The following is a 16,311-nucleotide window of genomic DNA, read 5'->3' as shown; positions in this document are numbered from 1 at the left end:
ATTACCTGGAGGAAATTAATATGACAAAAAAGAAAATAGCATGGATTACTGATAGTGTTTCTTGTATTTCACCCGAACTGTCTGAACGATATGGTATCCATATCGTTCCCCTTTCTATTATTTTTGATAACAAACAATATAGAGATGGTGAGGACTTAACATATGACGAATTTTATGACCTATTAAATAAAAGTGATAAATCACCAACCACCAGTCAGCCTGCCATTGGTGAGTTTGTAGAATTATATACAAAATTGAAAGAAGAATACGAAATGGGCATTGCCATTCATGTTACTTCTAAAGTAAGCGGAACATTTAATACATCCATTATGGCAGCTGAGATGGCGGAATTCCCAATGGTCCATATTGATTCAAAGATTGGTGCAAAAGCACTAGAATTCATGATGCTTGAAGGAATCCGCCTTGAAAACGAAGGTAAAACAATAGATGAAATCACAAATCACTTGAACACTATGGCATCTACAGTGAAAGGTTACGCTATAGTTGGAAGTCTAGAACAATTAAATAAAGGTGGTCGCGTTTCTGGATTAGGCTTACTTTTAGGAAATTTACTTCAAATCAAACCAATCTTAGGATTCGATGATGGTTCATTGGTTCCTTATGAAAAGGTTAGAACTTTAAAAAAAGCAGAAAAACGTATTTTAGAAATATTTAAAGAATCTTGTGATTCTAAAAACGTATATGGTGTATCTATATGTCATGCAAATCATATTAATAAAGCCAATGAATTCAAAGAGAAAGTATTAGACATTAATAGTTCAATCCAAGTTGAAATTGGTGATTTAAGCCCTGTTATTTCTGCACATGTTGGAGAAGGCTCATTTGTTTTATTTTGGTTTGAAAAATAATGAAGAAACAAAATAATAAATGTTATTTTCTAAAATTCTTTATCTTTTTTTGATATAATACCCAAGTGGGAGCTGAACAAGGGGCTAGATTAGGCGAGAAATAAACCAGTGACCCTGATGCCCGAAAGGGATAGACCCGTAGCCTTACAAAAGGCGGTGAAAGCTGTTAGATTTCTCTTGTTCCCACCACATTATTGAATAAGAAGTATTTTATTTTTACATAGCAAACCAAGTTTACAAAAAAGAACAAGTCATCGATGACTTGTTCTTTTTAATATTATTTATCTAAATAAACTCTATATTAACGTATTCGTCTTCTCTTTTAATATTTTCAAATCTTAGACCTGTTATCTCTTCAAGCAAGATTTTTGGTAATTCATATTTAAGTTCTTCGAAACCAATTTCAAATCCATACACTTCATGGTCAAATTTATCATAATAATCTTCCATTAAGGAATCCCAAATCTGTTCCCACTCCTTGCGAACGGACTCATTATTATAAGGTATATGAATAGCTATATTGGTTGATAAAATTTCAATAACTTCTTCTATTTTAATCGAGAATTGAAGATTGAATTGATATTTTTGAATAAACATCTCTCTAAACAGTTCTTCTAGTTCTTTTTCTGCTGTTTTTCTATTTAACTGTAGATATTGCCCTCTTATTTGCGTCAACATAAGTTTTAATTCCCTTCCATATCATTATTAGGTTAACTCATCCCTTTAACTTTTTCATTTTCTCTATGGCTTCCTTACAATATTATATATATTAAAAAAAATTATAGAAAAACCTAATGAATGGTGAATCAAAACAAAAAAGGAATTGAACTTATATTTTTCTTTATATATTAAAAGACAACAAAAAAAGACTCCCTGTTATGGGGAGTCCTTATATTATTACTTTTGAACGTTTGCTGCTTGTGCTCCACGAGCGCCTTCAACGATTTCAAATGTAACTGTTTGACCTTCTTCTAATGATTTAAAACCGTCACCTTGGATAGCAGAGAAGTGAACGAATACATCTTCATGACCTTCTACTTCGATAAAACCGAAACCTTTTTCTGCATTAAACCATTTTACTTTACCTTCTAACATGCTCTTTTCCCCCTGTGTGGATATTATCCAATTTATATTACTATTCTTGCGTTACACATTCTTTAAGATTCAAAATCCATAGAAGACTATCTTCTTTTTGGAATTATAACGTACAAAAATAACTATCTTTATCGTACATGATATTCTGAATTAAAACAAGGTATTTCTGAAAAGATTCCCTTAATTTTTTATCTTTAATAGATGTTTTATTCTATTTTATAATACTAATCCACATTAATTGTTTTAACTATTTTAAAATCGTCATTTCCTTGAGCTGTTAACCATACTTCTAACTGATATGTCCCTTTTTTCAAGTTTCCTAATTCTATAATGCCGAACACCTTTTCTTCCCCCTGCACCAAACTTACTTTTTCTATGGCTTGCGTAAACATCATACCTTCAGAGAATTGTTTTATTTTATTTCCATTCTCATCTTTTAAAATGTAATCAATTTTTTGTCCACTGGAGAAAGTAAATTCTTTCACCTTTTCGGTTTGATTTTTCAATGTATATTCAAAATTATAGCCACCATTTTTTAATGTTTTCAAACTTGGTTCAATTTTCCCAGCAACTATTCCTTGCGATACCTTTGTAGCTTGTTTAGTAGGCGTTTGTTCTGTTTTTTCGGAAGCATCTTTTTGTTGTTTAGAACAACCAGAAAACGTAACACTAACCATTACGAATGACGCAATTAAGATATGTTTTTTATTCATTTTATCCACTCCTTGTTTACTTTGAAAATTACTTTTTTTCTTTCAAGTATATAGGTATTTCATTTCTGTTGTTAAAATAACCTCTTTTCATTATTTCCAACTAACACGTAAATAAAATAAGAACAAGTAACTTTTGGTTACTTGTTCTTATTTTTTAACTATTCTTCATGAACTACCTTAATACGTATGCGTTCATATCGATTCTTACTTTTTTCTATAACGGTAAATGTTATATTTTCAAATTCATATTTATTATTTACCGACAATCCTGAATTATGAACATATAACCAACCACCGATTGTATCTACTTCTTCATTGTTTATAGAAACGTGTAACAGGTCATTTACTTGTGAAATCAATACATTATTCGCTACCGTTATTTCTGTTTCATTATGTATTACCACTTCAGGTTTTTCTTCATTATCAAATTCATCACGAATTTCCCCAACGATTTCTTCTAATATATCTTCGATGGTTACTAATCCAGAAGTACCTCCATACTCATCTTTTAAAAGAGCAAAAGGAATACGTTTAATCTGCATTTTCTTTAACAAATCTTTTACCGGAATGGTTTCCTGAACTGTTAAAACTGGACGAATTACTTTCTTTAAATCCAAATTTTTATTTTTCACATAATGGAAGAATAATTCTTTTACATGAAGCATCCCAATTACTTCATCCTTGTCATTATTTATGACTGGATATCTTGTATATTGTTCCACTCCTATTGTCTTAATAATTTTTTCTAAATCGTCATTCACATCAATAACTTTCATATCAACGCGAGGAACCATTATTTCTCTTGCTAATAATTCATCAAAATTAAAGATTCTATTTACATATTTGTATTCAGCTTGGTTTATTTCACCACTTTGGTAACTTTCAGAAAGAATAATCCTTAATTCCTCTTCTGAATGCACTTCTTCATGTTCATTAGTAGGTTTTAAACCAAATAATCCAATTACCCAAGAAGATGAACTGTTCAATGCCCAAATAAATGGGTACATAATGCGATAAAATCCAATCATTGGTGCCGCCAAAAGTAAACTGATTTTCTCTGCTTTTTGAATCGCTAATGTCTTAGGCGCTAATTCTCCTGCTACTACATGTAAGAATGTAATAAATGAAAACGCAAAAATGATTGACAACGTATGAGACAAAGCACCTGATAACCCAAAATGTTTTAATAATGGGTCCAATATTAGCGCCATAGTAGGCTCACCTAACCAACCTAATCCCAATGCTGTAACCGTAATTCCTAATTGACATGCAGATAAATAACCATCTAAGTTTGACTGTACTTTCTGAACCATCAAAGCTCTTTTGTTTCCTTCAAGGATTAACTGGTCTATCTTACTGCTTCTCACCCTTAAAAAAGCAAATTCTGCTGCTACGAAAAAGGCAGTCGCTAAAATAAGTAAACCTACAAAGAACATCCTCAGACCAACCATAAAATTTACACACACTCCTGTTAATAAAAAATGTTTACAGTCTCTATCATATAATAATTTATGAAAAAGTCCATCGAAACCTACTTTTAATATTTTTAATCTTAAAACATGGAATAATTTGTAACTATGATATAATACATACAAATACAGCATTGCCAAGGAGGAATTTCAATGAGTTTTGCTTTTGACACTACTATCAAAACAGATTTAATCCAAAAAGGTGCCTACCTATCTACAAAAATTGCTTCATTACTTGAATGTTCTGTAGAAAAAGTAAATTTTAAAATTTACTTGGAAGCTCCCGAAATGGATAATCTACCATTTTTCTTTGAAGAACAAGAAATAGTTTATTGTCCATCCAATACCCATCATTTTGGTTATGCCTTCAAAAAGAACAATGAGAATATTATTGTTAAAATGAAATATCACAAAGATGAAATAGGATTATTTGATATTGAAGAACGAGTATTCAGGGTATTCATTAACGGCAACGAAGAACCAGGAGAATTTTTGACATTAGGAGACGCCTTTAATTACCTTAATATTGATTTAAGAAATTAAAAGTATGTAAAAAAGCACCTTAATAAAGGCGCTTTTTTAACTTCATAGAAACCAACTGAACGTAACTCCTATGTTTATATACAATTAGATTCATAGTCAATCTTCATCAATAGGAAGACCTACCAATTTTCTCGACGTTTGAACCATAGTTATAGCCGCTTCTTTTTCAATATTATAAGTTTCCATTAGAGATGGTACATTATTATAACTAAGCATCCCATCCATAATCTCCATTCGTAACTCTTTATTAAACTCCATATTTTTTCTCCTTATTATTGATTTTTTCATAACATGTAAAAAATCATATTTTTATAAAACACTATGCTGCACTAGGGAAAATATCTTGTTGGTGAATATTATATTTAAACTTCACCTTGGTGTTTGATGAACCAAAACGATTTTTTAGAATGATATATTCTAAAATTCCTGGTTCTTCTGTAGTTTCTGGATAATAGTATTCATCTCTATATAATCCAATTACACGAGCAGCATCTTGCTCGAATGCACCTGAGTTACGTAAATCACTCATTTTTGGTCGTTTATCTTCACGACTTTCGATACCACGACTTAACTGACTTCCTACCGTAATAGAAACATTTTCAGATTTTGCAACTTTACGAATACCTTCAGAGATATTTGCGTACTCACTCTCAAGTTCAGGTTTATTACCTTTATCTGTACTCATAATTTGTACATAGTCTACATATACTGAATCTATCGTATACTTTTTCTTATACTCTTGAATAATACGACGCATACGTTGATTGTTTAGTTCTGTTACTTCGATAATCCACAGCTTTCCATCCAATAATTCCACAATATCCGTAGCAGCTTGGCGAAGTCTTTTCCAATCTTCTGGAGTCATTTCTTTTGGTTGTTGTAACTTCCCAGAATCAATTCCAGCAATTTTTGCAATTATACGTTGGAAACATTGGATTTGGTTCATCTCAATAGAGATAAAAATACACTTAGTACCTGCTTTTGCAGCTTCAATCGCTTCATTTAACATAAAGACCGTCTTACCCATTGCCGGTCTTGCTGCAATGATAGTATATGTACCTTTCAAGTTTCCACCATTATATATGCGGTCAATTTCTTCGTAACCCGTTGTTACTACTTGCTTACTTTCAGAATGCAAACTATCATTCATATCTTCCACGAGCATTTCATAACCCTGGGACGCACCCATATCAATTCGGTCCGACTTTGAATATTCTTCTAATAGTTTAGAAAAACGAAAATCAATTTCTTTATCTAATTCATCAAATTCTGAATTTAACGGGTTAATTTTCTCTTTTTCAACCATTTCTTGAAGGTCTAATGCAAAAGAATAATAGCGTCGAATTTTGTATTGTTTTTTCAGCATTTGCAAATAAACTTTTACTTCTTCTAAGTCGATTATGTAATTCTTTAATTCTTCCAACATATCGAGCAACATTTCTTTTTCACGTTCAGTAGAGAGATTCAGTTGTGTTACAACCAATTCTATACTAGGTTCCACTGTACCATTCGCTAGTGAATTAAAGATTTTCATTATTTTTTCATAAACCGGAAAGAAACGATAATCGATATTGTTATCCAATACATATTGTTTTACTTCTTTGTTATGAAGAATAGAAGCGATAACCTTTTTTTCATAAATCTTCATTTGTTCACTAACACTTAAAGGTGGGACATTCGATACAGCAGCTGTAATTTCTTCTGCACTTTGTTCCTTAACCTCTTGATTATTATCTATCACATTAGTCATTGTTGTTACCTCCCTGCTGCCCTTGTGGTAGTTCTAAGCCGAAATCAGATAAAGAGTTATCTGCGATTTGATAACGATAATCTCCATCTTGTTTGTTATCAACGTACACCATAAAATATGTTCCGTGAAATAGACTCATAAGAGATTTATCATATAAATTCTCAATTTCTATTGGATATTTGTTTGTGGTACAGACAACAGGAAGCTTTTTATTATAGCGAGTTCGAAGGAATTCTTTAATTTGCGTTACTGCCCAACCACTATCAGTATGGTACTCATAACCTAATTCATCAATAATTAACAAATCAACATCAGAAACAATGCTTTCAATGTCTTTCTCTTTTTTCATTACATCAGCTACAAGTGTTTTCATAGTAGTAAAATAGGCTTTTTTCTTGTTTAGTAAATACTCTTTTCCAATCATACTTGCAGTGAAGGTTTTTCCACGTCCAGTATCACCTAATAACATTAAGTTTTTTACCTGTTGAATGGGATTTTCGTTTATGTATTCCAATGTTTTTCTTACGTATGTATGTATAAAAGCTTCTAATCCATTTGGCATTTGTATATGCTGATAGGCGCGATATACATGTTCTTCTGGAGTTTCAGGTTCTTGTACAGCTTTCGGTTTACCTTGTTTAGTTAATTGTAGCTCACGTTCAGGAGGATTCTGGATTGGATGAAGAATGATTCCTTCTAAATTCGAAAGGTTTAATTTTTGATTCCATAACGAATCATCCAAGTTAGAGTTTTTTAGTTTTCGTCTCAAAATTTCATCTTCATAACAACGACAATTTTTTGCTTTACGATATCCATTTACATATATCGTAAGTGTTCCTCGACCATCACAAGTCTTATAAGGGCATGTAGTTTGTACAAAACCTTCTCCTTCTTCATCTTCTGTCATAAGGTAAGGTGTTTTAAAGATTTTATCAAAAATATTTCGTACTTCCCCGCGTATTTCCTCTTTATCACTCACTGCTTCTTTCCTCCCCGTTTGTTTCTAAATTGGTTCTTTACAATAGGTTCAATATAACCAAAGAACGTGAAGTTTTTTGAGTATTTATGATGTTCACTATATTGTTTTATAATAGAAATAATTTGGGCAGGAGCCGCCACCTTAATTAGTCCCTCTAAAACTATTACATCAAAACGCATAAATCTTCTTTTTGTATAGTATTCATATGCTCTCATAACCTCTTGATGATTTTCATGAAATTTCATTTTTTCATGGTATGTTAAAGGTCGATTTTTAATTCTAATCTCCATTAAACAAACCACCTCTCTTTTGGTATTCTCATTATATATTTTCTGAATTTGCATTTCAACCAAATTCAGAATCTGGATTTATTTTAAAAAAATAAAAAAAACGCCTTAATAAACGACGTTTTTTAACAGAAATCACCATAACATCTATCAATTTGTGGATATGCAATACTATAAATAAATGTTTCTGTTTTATCCGGCTTAAAACCTAATCTATACAGATAACTCCTATACTTTTCAATAGGTTCAATAACAGCAGCTCCAAAAACAACATTATTAACTCTTACTTTTGTATTGTTCCCAGTTAAGGTGTCATCATTAAAATTGTTAAGGAGTTCAGGGTCATTATACCCTTTGACCTTCACTTTTTTTGTTACTGTATAGGTTTTTCCGCTATTTGTCTTTATGGGGCAAGCAAATTCCACATAATCTTCATCTTTCGGTAGTGGTTGCACATCAAAACAGATATTTTTAGGTGTGATAGATACTAATGGTTGGTCTTTTACACTATTACCAATATAGTTATTTACTGAATCAATCATATTATTTTTCGCATAGATTTCCGCATAATTTACTGCATCTGCATATTCTGTGGAAACATATCCACCACATACTTTTGTTCCATTACAAGGGATATCCTTTCCCAAATAATCAACAGTAGGTCTTTCCGTTTCTTTATAAAGACCCCTGCTTCCAGTATGTGGAGAGTGTATGACTTCAATTACTCCAATCTCTTCTTTAAGAGGGATATCTACTGCCATAGCTCTACTTCTTGTGGCTTCATCTAATGCTTTTTTAGAAAAATTGATATTTAAAAATGTAATTGAAGTATTTATAAATAATCCAGCCAATATTACAATTCCCACTATAATAAACAATGTAAAAATTGTAAAATTACCTTTTTCGTTTCGATACACTTTCCCAAAATTTCTAAACATCTTCTCCCCCCTTTAGTAATCAACATACTTTAATCTATCTGATAATTCTATTGGCGCAACCGAACTCGCATTCACTTGAATAAAGTCTCCCATGTTTTTAATAAACGAACCTATGAATTGAAATTCACTTCTTAATTGTACTACCACTTTTTGATGACTCTTTCCTGAACCCGCATCATATCCTTCTATGTATGCACAAAAAATATTTTTATTTCGTGTACTATAATCGTTCGGTGCAAATAATTTATTGCATTCACTTTTTGTATAAGCAATCACAGGTTCTTTTCCTGGTACACCGGATAATAGAAATTTATTTTGTCTTACTACTAAATTAATTTCTTTTTTAATTCTATTCATGTCTGCTTGCGATTCTATATCTTTCCCTTCATATCCTCTCAGTTCTTTCGATATTGACCGAGCCCCTTCATATGCTGCTTGGTTTAGTTGGGATGCAGCTAATAAATAGGTCATAAGATTTAAAATTCCCCAAAGTATTATAAAGAAGACTGGTACAGCCATTATGAATTCAACTAATATAGAACCCTTTTGTCGAGCTTGACCTATTTTCCATTTAGTTATTTTTTTAAAGGCACTACTAGTGGCTTTCATTTCAAACTCCTCCTCTCTTATAAAATTCAAATAAATACTACTAAAATATAAGCAATTGTTATGAAAGGGGAAAATGCAACGGCTTTCTCTTTGCTATACATTCGTATTGGCACAAAGTAAAATGCAAAATTTACAACCATTTTCAAGGATTGCGTTAAACGTTTCCACTTGAAAAGTATAAAAAATATCGACCCAATAAAAAACGAACATAATAGCACTTTTCCAGCACCCAATAATCCAATATATGTAGCTATGACTATTAATAACTTTACATCTCCGGCAGCAATCGTCCCCCATAAAAGAAATACGCCGAGAATCAACACCACTAAAGATGTTAATATAGAAATTAACAATCCTCTCCAACCCTCATGAACAAATGAATAGGTATACCCCAAAATTATTCCTAACAAAATAAGAGCATTTGGGATTTTTTTATTTCTATAAATATCCCAAATGCTCGAAATGATGAGAATTGGGAGCAAGGAAAAAAATAATATTTTTTCCATTTCAAACCTCCCCTTTACGATAGTTTTATTTATTAATTAGACTTATTTACATGTAGCTAAATCAGCAGTTTTTGTTCCATCTGGACAGATATAGTCTTCATGAGCACCGGTTATTCCTTTTCCTGTATCCTTGAATGCTCCAGCTATCCAATCTGTAATACTTTTTCGTAAACTTGGAAATGCAAATAAAACTATTGCAGCTACTATAGAAAGCATAATTACATACTCTACGATAGTCGCACCATCTTCTTCTTTGAAAAACTTAGTAAATAATTTTTTCATTTTTATTTCCCCTCCTTCTTTTAACTGTTAACAATATAATCCAAAATCTGAATAAATCAAGTTTTTTATTTAGATTATTCAAAATATACTTCAGGTTTTTCTAAACCAACCGCTTCATAGAAATTTAAATTGTTCATTTCAAATTTATCTTGCAAATATTTACTCGCAATATGTCCTGTAAATTCAATTTTTCCAGCAAACTTTCCGTTTTTATCAACACCTGTTTTTTTGAATTTATAAATATCTTTTGTACTAACAATATCTTTTTCTTCATCATAATTTGTCACTTCTGTAATATGTGTAATTTTACGAGAACCATCACTTAATTTAGTAGTTTGCACAATTATATCTACAGCATTTGCAATATTTTTTCTAATTGCTCTAGAAGGCATATCTGTTCCTGCCATTAACACTAATGCTTCCAAACGACTAATACATGCATCTGGGTCATTCGCATGAACGGTAGCCATCGAACCATCATGACCGGTATTCATTGCTTGTAATAAGTCAAATGCAGTTCCATCACGAACCTCACCAACAACAATTCGTTTTGGTGCCATACGAAGAGCAGCCTTCACTAAAGCCCGAATAGTGATTTCTCCTTTTCCTTCTGCATTCGCAACTCTCGCTTCCATTTTTACAACATGTGCATTACTTAATTTTAGTTCGGCTGAATCTTCAATTGTAAGAATACGTTCTCCACCAGGAACAAAATTAGAAACAATATTTAATATAGTTGTTTTCCCTGAGCTCGTTCCTCCTGAAACAATAATATTAGCTTTTGCTTTAACAGCCTTTTCGAGAAATTGAGCCGCTTCTGGTGTTATGCTTTTAAATGCAATTAAATCTTTCTCTGTTAGTTTCTCTTCAAAGAACTTACGGATAGTTATGGTTGTACCTTTCATCGAAATAGGAGGAAGTACAATATGTACACGACTTCCATCTGGTAAGCGCGCATCTACAATAGGGTTTGTTGTATTAACACTTCTACCTACGTTATTTGCAATTTTATTAGCTAATTCATTTACTTCCTCTTCATCAACAAACTTTATATCCGTTAAAATTAATTGCCCTTCTCTTTCAATCCATACTTCGTCCGGTGCATTGACCATTATTTCAGTAATTGTTTTATCTGTAACTAATTCATGGATTTTTCCCAAACTAGTAATTTCTAAAACCATTTCTCTCGTAAGTTTTTTTTGCAATGTTCTAGGTAATTCGGTTCCAGAATTTTGAATAATACCTTGAATTGTTTTCTCTAACCAAACAATTTCTTTTTTGTTTGTTGTCCCAAACAGCTTTTTGTTTGTTGTTTGATTTGCCAATTGAGAAGAAATTCTATTTTTTAGTTCCTTTAATTCTTTTTGTTGTTGTTTCCTAATTTTGTTTTCTGCTAATGTACTTAAATCATCAAAATCAACCATTTTAACTTGCTCTTGGTCATGATGCCTATTTTTTGATTTGGATTTACTGCTATCCCTTTTTTCAAATAGCTCATCAAAAAAACCTTCATCAAAAAAATTGTTGTCCATATTAACACTCCTTCCTACAAAGCTCATTCTTGGAGTGTTAATAACATGTTTTAATTGGAAATCAAGTTTTTACTGTTTTTTCATAAAAAAAAGATGTCAATCAATTGACATCTTTTTAAAACGCATTCATTACTTGCATAAATTGCAGAATTGAAGGTCCTGCTATAACAATTAAAATACTTATTAATAGAAAGAAAGCAGGCAATAGCAGTGTAAGATTAGCATTACGAGCTTTAATTTCAGCGTTTTGTTTTTTTAACTCTCTCATTTTTTTAGCTTGAACTTTTAATGTCTCTGCCATTTCTGTACCTAGCATTTCAGTTTGAATTATTTGCGCCACCAATGTATCAATTTGACTGATTCCACAACGAGTAGCCATAGACCTAAGCGCTTCTTTCTTACTTACACCTGCATTTATTTCATCCATTGCTCTCTGGAATTCTCTTGAAATAATGGTATCATATTTAGCACAAATTTTATTTACTGCATCTTCAAAACCATTACAGCCAGGAAAAACAGCAGCTAATAAATCACAAAAATCAGGCAATTCTTCTTTGATTTTAAACCTTTTTTCATCTATTCTTTTTCTTAATTGATAATCCGGAAAAATAAGTCCAATAACCGTTACAATTACAACTAACCTGTAATTGTAACTAAGCATAGACAAACCACCAAATAACAAAGCCAAAATAATTCTTTTTGTTCTATGTTGAATAGGGTCTATGTCTAATCCAGCCTGATAAAGCTTTAATCGCAAAGGTGCAAAACCTTTTCCCTTTGACATTTGCTCTCCAAAATAACGTATTAATACATTTTCTATACTTTTGTAAATTCTTTCATATAACGGTAAATTCATTTGAATCTGTTTTTCTGAAGCACTATATACTTTGAATCCCTCTAAACGTTCCACCATTATTTTCTCGTTGTCCGGGAACCAAGTTTCTAACAACATTATCACAAATACAACCATCGCTATGAATAATACAATATTTGTAAACAATTCCTCCCCTCCTTTTCTATGTTAATTTAGAGATATCCTTAAGAATCTTCAAAATGATTGCTGAACCTATTAAATAAGAAACAATTCCTACTAGAATCATTACGATTCCGAATGGAGTTTTTGTCATTTGCCCGTAAGATTCTGCATTCATACTTGAAAATGCAATACTAAACAACAAAGGAGCAGTCATCAGAATTATTGCTGTTCCTTTACTACTAGTGATTTGTTTTTGAAGCTCTTTTTTTAATATTTTTCTATCCCCAACGGTTTTAACGATTTCTCTTAAAAGGGGTTCTAACTCCGCTCCTGTTTCATATTGAATTTGTATCGCGTTTATTGCCATTGTAAAATCCTTTAGGTTTACACGGTCCTTCAAATCATCCATTGCATCGTTAAAACTTTTACCCGCACTTATTTCCTGGTAAGCCCTAGTAAATTCATCTTTCATTGGATACTTTAATTCATCTCCAGCAAGCTTAATAGCTAAGTTTATACCAGAACCTGCACGAAGAGCTTCTGCAATTTGTAACATTGCGTCTTCAATTTGTTCATCCAATAATCTTCTTCTATCTATAATTAAATACTGTATCCATACCTCAGGAGTAAAATAACCTAAAAAGGAGAATGCCGCCGCTGCTAATAATCTAGCAAAAAATATTTGAATCAAAGGAGCATGAATAAAAGATACAAGTGATTTAAATGCTCCTCCAAATGGAAATAATATAAATCCTGCTAAAGCACCTATAATCATCCCTGCTATCATAAATGTTAAATATTCTTCTTTTTTAAAGAGAATATTTGAGCGCTCCAACTTTAATTGTATCTTGTCTCCTTTATCCCCTAAATATTTGTTTGTTTGCCGAACCGCTACATCAATAAATTTTTTATCAGCATCTTTTTCTAAATAAGTTTTCACACGTTTTTCTAGTTCATGTTTTTTATTGTACCAATACTCATAACACATAAGTACCAAAATGGGCAACAAAACCATAATGCCTATAACTTGTACAGGATACGTACTTATAGCGTCCGTGATATTTTGAATCATATATATTTTTCACCTCCTGTAAATGATGGGTAAAAAAGAAGCTCCATCTAATTTGATGGAGGCTATATTACTTCTTGAATTTGTTCATGAATGAGCCAAACAAAGATTTAGTTTCTTTTTTTGTTCCTCTTCTTGAACTATCCCCACCCGCGTAAAATGGATAAATCATTGCTGCAAGTTCTTTTATTTTTTCACTAGTTGCTCCATTCTTATCAACAATAAACGCACCTTTATTAGTGTATTTTGTCATTTCAGGTTCTTCAGGGATATGAAGCGGAATGTTAAGTTCTAATCCTTCCACATCTAGAATTGTGCTTCTTGCTTTGTCGACAGATAAACTATTACCTTCGTCATAACGATTTAAAACTAACATTGTCTTATCCAATATTCTTCTATCGACACTCTCTTCTAATAATTGAACCATTTCTATAAATTTTCTGGTTTGTACAAGACTTGTAAAATCACTTTGGAATAAAATAATATTTATATCAGACATCGACATTGGAATTGTTGTTGTATAATCTCTAATATTTCCAGAAGTATCTATTAAAACCACATCATATTCTTCTCTCAGGAATAAAATCAGTTGTTTAATTTTATCCTTTGTTACACGAGTAAAGTCCCTAATAGATTGAAAAGGCGTATCGATGATATGAATTCCGGTTGGTTCATGTACAATTGTTGCTTTTCGAAGAAGCTCTTTATCCAATTCATAGATATCATCCATAAGGTCATAAATAGTTTTTTTGGCTAATTGTAAATCCTCATGATGCAAAGCAAATTGCACAGACGGATATACAAGACTCAAATCCACAATTACAATTTTAGGGTCATATTCTGAATTTCTTTTGATAGATGCAGCTACATTTACAAGAGTAGTTGTTTTTCCAGAAGATTTTGGAGCAGTAAATGTTACTACTTTATTTGGTTTATTGGAATCTGCTACGCCTCCAAAAAGACTATTTCCTGCATTCGGACCACTAAACATTTGCGCAACATCTTTTTTTATACGAGGCTTAGGTTTAGGCGTATCCATAAAATCACTTTTTTGTTTAAAGATATCTTCTGCATCATTATCATCTTCGTCTTCTTCTTCCTCATCATCATAATCTACATGGAAATTACTTTTTTGCTTAAAGATATCTTCTACGTCTTCCTCTTCCTCTTCATCATCCTCTACTACAAATTCATTTTCTTCCTCTTCTTCATATTTTCCTTGGTAATCTTGATAATGGTTTTCTTCAATTTCTTCCTCTTCTTCTACAAATTCTTTCCCACACAATTCATAGATTAGTTCTACTACTTTTGTTGGATTAAATGGTTTTTGTAAAAATGCATCTGCACCCGCACTAAGAGCTTGTTCAACCAAGTTCCTTGTGTTACTCGTTACTGTTATTATGAATTTTGCATTCGGATTTACATTTTTCTTTAAATATGTTACTAGTTCTATTCCCATTTTGTCTGGAAGAAATGCAGAAATAAGGAAGACATCCGCTTGCCTAGTATTCTTAATATCCTCTACACAAGCCCTATTTTTGATTGCCGAACCAATTACATTAATCCCTAAATGTCTTCTTTCAAAGAAAATTTCTTCAAGTTTCCCAGTAAATTGTTCACTATTATCAACAATATAAAGATTAATAAATTTTTTAGGCATATAATCCCTCCTTTCGATTAAGTTTAATTATCTATCAAAGCTATTTATTAAATCATCTCTATTTTTTCGAGTTTTTACGTCTTGATTTCCTTGTTCTTGGTCAGGATTAGATAATTCTTGTTCATCTTTTTTTGGTAAATTCTCTTTCACTTTCTCCGCTTCATCTATGTCTGCTTGATTTATTACTTCACCAGCTTGAATTTTCTTTAATATGTCTGTAGATGTTACTGTACCTGGTTTATCAGCATCTCTATAACATTCTTTTGATACTTTATCTTCTTCTGACAGTTCATTACAACTTGGAACTGATTTTTGTCCAGGAAGTTGTAAAACAAATTTTCCGAGTTCACTTGCCATTGTTAAGTTATTGAAATCATCTTGACTAACCTTAATAATTACATCCGCTTCTGTTAAAGATTGAATTTCTACATCTCTCATAAACACATCTAGTCTTTTTTCCTTTTTGTTATCATTGCTTATTGTCATGATATTAATATCAATCTTATCGCCAGTTTTAATCCCTTTAGGTAGCTGAGCTACACCTCCAGTAATTTTATATACTGTTTGATAAACTCTTGTTGATGAAGCAAATTGCCCAATGCCTTTCCCATCCAACAATACAGATTTTGGAATTGGACTTCCTTGTGTTAAAGGTACCGAAATTCGCTTATTTGTTAATTCACCTAAACTTCTAACAACAGAATCTCCCATTTTCATAGAGTCATTCTTTTTTATTTCAATGGTCGTAAATTGTTCTAGTTGCTCTCCTAAAGTTCTATTTACATCAATATCTCCTCGAACAATAACCACTTTTTCCTTTTCAGAGTTTCCAGCATACATAGAAATATTTAATCCAGCTATCAAAATAGCAATACCAAACATCATCAATTTTCGCTTTTTAAGCTTTTTCCCTCTCAATATTTATCACCTCAACTTTCAAGAAAAAGTAACATAAAACAAGCAAAATGCAAGTTTTTTTGAATATTTTATGGTGACGCAAAGGAAGTTTCCTTCTTCCATCTTGAATTAGTGAA

The 16,311-nt window shown here is 31.7% G+C and carries 19 protein-coding genes; 2 read left to right on the top strand and 17 right to left on the bottom strand.

The genetic code is table 11. From position 1 onward, the window contains the following. Positions 1-20 precede the first annotated feature (20 nt). Entirely contained in the window at positions 21-869 is an 849-nt protein-coding gene (locus tag PDL00_RS01830; protein ID WP_270725803.1) for a DegV family protein, read from the top strand. Positions 870-1,154: 285 nt separating this feature from the next. On the opposite strand, the gene PDL00_RS01825 is transcribed toward PDL00_RS01830, so the two are convergent. The 4 genes from PDL00_RS01825 to PDL00_RS01810 all read right to left on the bottom strand — a co-directional run bounded on the left by PDL00_RS01825 (position 1,155) and on the right by PDL00_RS01810 (position 4,128). Continuing rightward, complete coding sequence (locus tag PDL00_RS01825; protein ID WP_270725801.1) at positions 1,155-1,547, bottom strand: hypothetical protein; 393 nt, start codon at positions 1,545-1,547, stop codon at positions 1,155-1,157. A gap of 219 nt (positions 1,548-1,766) precedes the next feature. Continuing rightward, entirely contained in the window at positions 1,767-1,964 is a 198-nt protein-coding gene (locus tag PDL00_RS01820) for a cold-shock protein (RefSeq protein ID WP_270725799.1), read from the bottom strand. 224 nt (positions 1,965-2,188) lie between these two features. Continuing rightward, positions 2,189-2,677 carry a BsuPI-related putative proteinase inhibitor gene (locus PDL00_RS01815; RefSeq protein WP_270725797.1) on the bottom strand — a complete coding sequence of 163 codons (489 nt, stop codon included), beginning with the start codon at positions 2,675-2,677 and terminating at the stop codon, positions 2,189-2,191. A 158-nt stretch (positions 2,678-2,835) separates the two neighbouring features. Beyond that, the gene (locus PDL00_RS01810; protein ID WP_098007209.1) at positions 2,836-4,128 is read right to left on the bottom strand and encodes a hemolysin family protein; all 1,293 of its coding nucleotides are present in this window, start codon (positions 4,126-4,128) and stop codon (positions 2,836-2,838) included. 171 nt (positions 4,129-4,299) lie between these two features. On the opposite strand from PDL00_RS01810, the gene PDL00_RS01805 reads away from it, so the two are divergent. Continuing rightward, on the top strand, positions 4,300-4,689 hold the full coding sequence (locus PDL00_RS01805; RefSeq protein WP_270725794.1) for a hypothetical protein: 390 nt from the start codon (positions 4,300-4,302) through the stop codon (positions 4,687-4,689). A gap of 96 nt (positions 4,690-4,785) precedes the next feature. Here the strand turns inward: PDL00_RS01805 and PDL00_RS01800 are convergent, their stop codons facing one another. From PDL00_RS01800 to PDL00_RS01740, 13 genes are all read right to left on the bottom strand, one after another. After that, positions 4,786-4,947 carry a hypothetical protein gene (locus PDL00_RS01800; protein ID WP_270725792.1) on the bottom strand — a complete coding sequence of 54 codons (162 nt, stop codon included), beginning with the start codon at positions 4,945-4,947 and terminating at the stop codon, positions 4,786-4,788. Between the two features lie 61 nt (positions 4,948-5,008). Beyond that, on the bottom strand, positions 5,009-6,439 hold the full coding sequence (locus PDL00_RS01795) for a replicative DNA helicase (RefSeq protein WP_098007204.1): 1,431 nt from the start codon (positions 6,437-6,439) through the stop codon (positions 5,009-5,011). After that, positions 6,432-7,418 (bottom strand): ATP-binding protein, encoded by a 987-nt coding sequence (locus tag PDL00_RS01790; RefSeq protein ID WP_270725789.1) that lies wholly within the window; start codon positions 7,416-7,418, stop codon positions 6,432-6,434. The genes PDL00_RS01795 and PDL00_RS01790 overlap by 8 nt, the downstream gene beginning before the upstream one ends. Continuing rightward, positions 7,415-7,708, bottom strand: coding sequence for a hypothetical protein (locus PDL00_RS01785; RefSeq protein WP_270725787.1), 294 nt, complete (start codon positions 7,706-7,708; stop codon positions 7,415-7,417). Before PDL00_RS01785 ends, PDL00_RS01790 begins: the two co-directional genes overlap by 4 nt. A 122-nt stretch (positions 7,709-7,830) precedes the next feature. Next, positions 7,831-8,643: a hypothetical protein gene (locus PDL00_RS01780; RefSeq protein WP_270725785.1), complete on the bottom strand. Its 813-nt coding sequence runs from the start codon at positions 8,641-8,643 to the stop codon at positions 7,831-7,833. Between the two features lie 12 nt (positions 8,644-8,655). Further along, positions 8,656-9,252, bottom strand: coding sequence for a TadE/TadG family type IV pilus assembly protein (locus PDL00_RS01775; protein WP_270725782.1), 597 nt, complete (start codon positions 9,250-9,252; stop codon positions 8,656-8,658). Positions 9,253-9,278: 26 nt separating this feature from the next. Beyond that, positions 9,279-9,758: a prepilin peptidase gene (locus PDL00_RS01770; RefSeq protein WP_270725780.1), complete on the bottom strand. Its 480-nt coding sequence runs from the start codon at positions 9,756-9,758 to the stop codon at positions 9,279-9,281. Between the two features lie 42 nt (positions 9,759-9,800). Further along, positions 9,801-10,040: a Flp family type IVb pilin gene (locus PDL00_RS01765; protein ID WP_270725778.1), complete on the bottom strand. Its 240-nt coding sequence runs from the start codon at positions 10,038-10,040 to the stop codon at positions 9,801-9,803. A gap of 74 nt (positions 10,041-10,114) precedes the next feature. Then, entirely contained in the window at positions 10,115-11,572 is a 1,458-nt protein-coding gene (locus PDL00_RS01760; protein WP_270725775.1) for a CpaF family protein, read from the bottom strand. A 115-nt stretch (positions 11,573-11,687) separates the two neighbouring features. Beyond that, on the bottom strand, positions 11,688-12,572 hold the full coding sequence (locus PDL00_RS01755) for a type II secretion system F family protein (RefSeq protein WP_270725773.1): 885 nt from the start codon (positions 12,570-12,572) through the stop codon (positions 11,688-11,690). Positions 12,573-12,588: 16 nt separating this feature from the next. Next, on the bottom strand, positions 12,589-13,620 hold the full coding sequence (locus tag PDL00_RS01750; RefSeq protein ID WP_270725770.1) for a type II secretion system F family protein: 1,032 nt from the start codon (positions 13,618-13,620) through the stop codon (positions 12,589-12,591). A gap of 67 nt (positions 13,621-13,687) precedes the next feature. Next, a complete protein-coding gene (locus PDL00_RS01745; RefSeq protein ID WP_270725769.1) occupies positions 13,688-15,277 on the bottom strand; it encodes a response regulator in 1,590 nt (529 codons plus the stop codon). Between the two features lie 27 nt (positions 15,278-15,304). Continuing rightward, positions 15,305-16,195 (bottom strand): hypothetical protein, encoded by an 891-nt coding sequence (locus tag PDL00_RS01740; protein ID WP_270725767.1) that lies wholly within the window; start codon positions 16,193-16,195, stop codon positions 15,305-15,307. Between the last annotated feature and the right edge of the window lie 116 nt (positions 16,196-16,311).

Source organism: Bacillus cereus group sp. TH152-1LC, assembly GCF_027710505.1.
Taxonomy (GTDB): domain Bacteria; phylum Bacillota; class Bacilli; order Bacillales; family Bacillaceae_G; genus Bacillus_A; species Bacillus_A mobilis.
Note: the sequence above shows the minus strand (reverse complement) of the source record. Positions and strands in the feature narration are given on the sequence as shown.

What these genes read in the sequence shown, in the direction of transcription:
- PDL00_RS01830 (WP_270725803.1), top strand. Translation starts at nt 21, where the DNA reads ATGACAAAAAAGAAAATAGCATGGATTACTGATAGTGTTTCTTGTATT.
- PDL00_RS01825 (WP_270725801.1), bottom strand. Translation starts at nt 1,547, where the DNA reads ATGTTGACGCAAATAAGAGGGCAATATCTACAGTTAAATAGAAAAACA.
- PDL00_RS01820 (WP_270725799.1), bottom strand. Translation starts at nt 1,964, where the DNA reads ATGTTAGAAGGTAAAGTAAAATGGTTTAATGCAGAAAAAGGTTTCGGT.
- PDL00_RS01815 (WP_270725797.1), bottom strand. Translation starts at nt 2,677, where the DNA reads ATGAATAAAAAACATATCTTAATTGCGTCATTCGTAATGGTTAGTGTT.
- PDL00_RS01810 (WP_098007209.1), bottom strand. Translation starts at nt 4,128, where the DNA reads ATGGTTGGTCTGAGGATGTTCTTTGTAGGTTTACTTATTTTAGCGACT.
- PDL00_RS01805 (WP_270725794.1), top strand. Translation starts at nt 4,300, where the DNA reads ATGAGTTTTGCTTTTGACACTACTATCAAAACAGATTTAATCCAAAAA.
- PDL00_RS01800 (WP_270725792.1), bottom strand. Translation starts at nt 4,947, where the DNA reads ATGGAGTTTAATAAAGAGTTACGAATGGAGATTATGGATGGGATGCTT.
- PDL00_RS01795 (WP_098007204.1), bottom strand. Translation starts at nt 6,439, where the DNA reads ATGACTAATGTGATAGATAATAATCAAGAGGTTAAGGAACAAAGTGCA.
- PDL00_RS01785 (WP_270725787.1), bottom strand. Translation starts at nt 7,708, where the DNA reads ATGGAGATTAGAATTAAAAATCGACCTTTAACATACCATGAAAAAATG.
- PDL00_RS01780 (WP_270725785.1), bottom strand. Translation starts at nt 8,643, where the DNA reads ATGTTTAGAAATTTTGGGAAAGTGTATCGAAACGAAAAAGGTAATTTT.
- PDL00_RS01775 (WP_270725782.1), bottom strand. Translation starts at nt 9,252, where the DNA reads ATGAAAGCCACTAGTAGTGCCTTTAAAAAAATAACTAAATGGAAAATA.
- PDL00_RS01770 (WP_270725780.1), bottom strand. Translation starts at nt 9,758, where the DNA reads ATGGAAAAAATATTATTTTTTTCCTTGCTCCCAATTCTCATCATTTCG.
- PDL00_RS01765 (WP_270725778.1), bottom strand. Translation starts at nt 10,040, where the DNA reads ATGAAAAAATTATTTACTAAGTTTTTCAAAGAAGAAGATGGTGCGACT.
- PDL00_RS01760 (WP_270725775.1), bottom strand. Translation starts at nt 11,572, where the DNA reads ATGGACAACAATTTTTTTGATGAAGGTTTTTTTGATGAGCTATTTGAA.
- PDL00_RS01750 (WP_270725770.1), bottom strand. Translation starts at nt 13,620, where the DNA reads ATGATTCAAAATATCACGGACGCTATAAGTACGTATCCTGTACAAGTT.
- PDL00_RS01745 (WP_270725769.1), bottom strand. Translation starts at nt 15,277, where the DNA reads ATGCCTAAAAAATTTATTAATCTTTATATTGTTGATAATAGTGAACAA.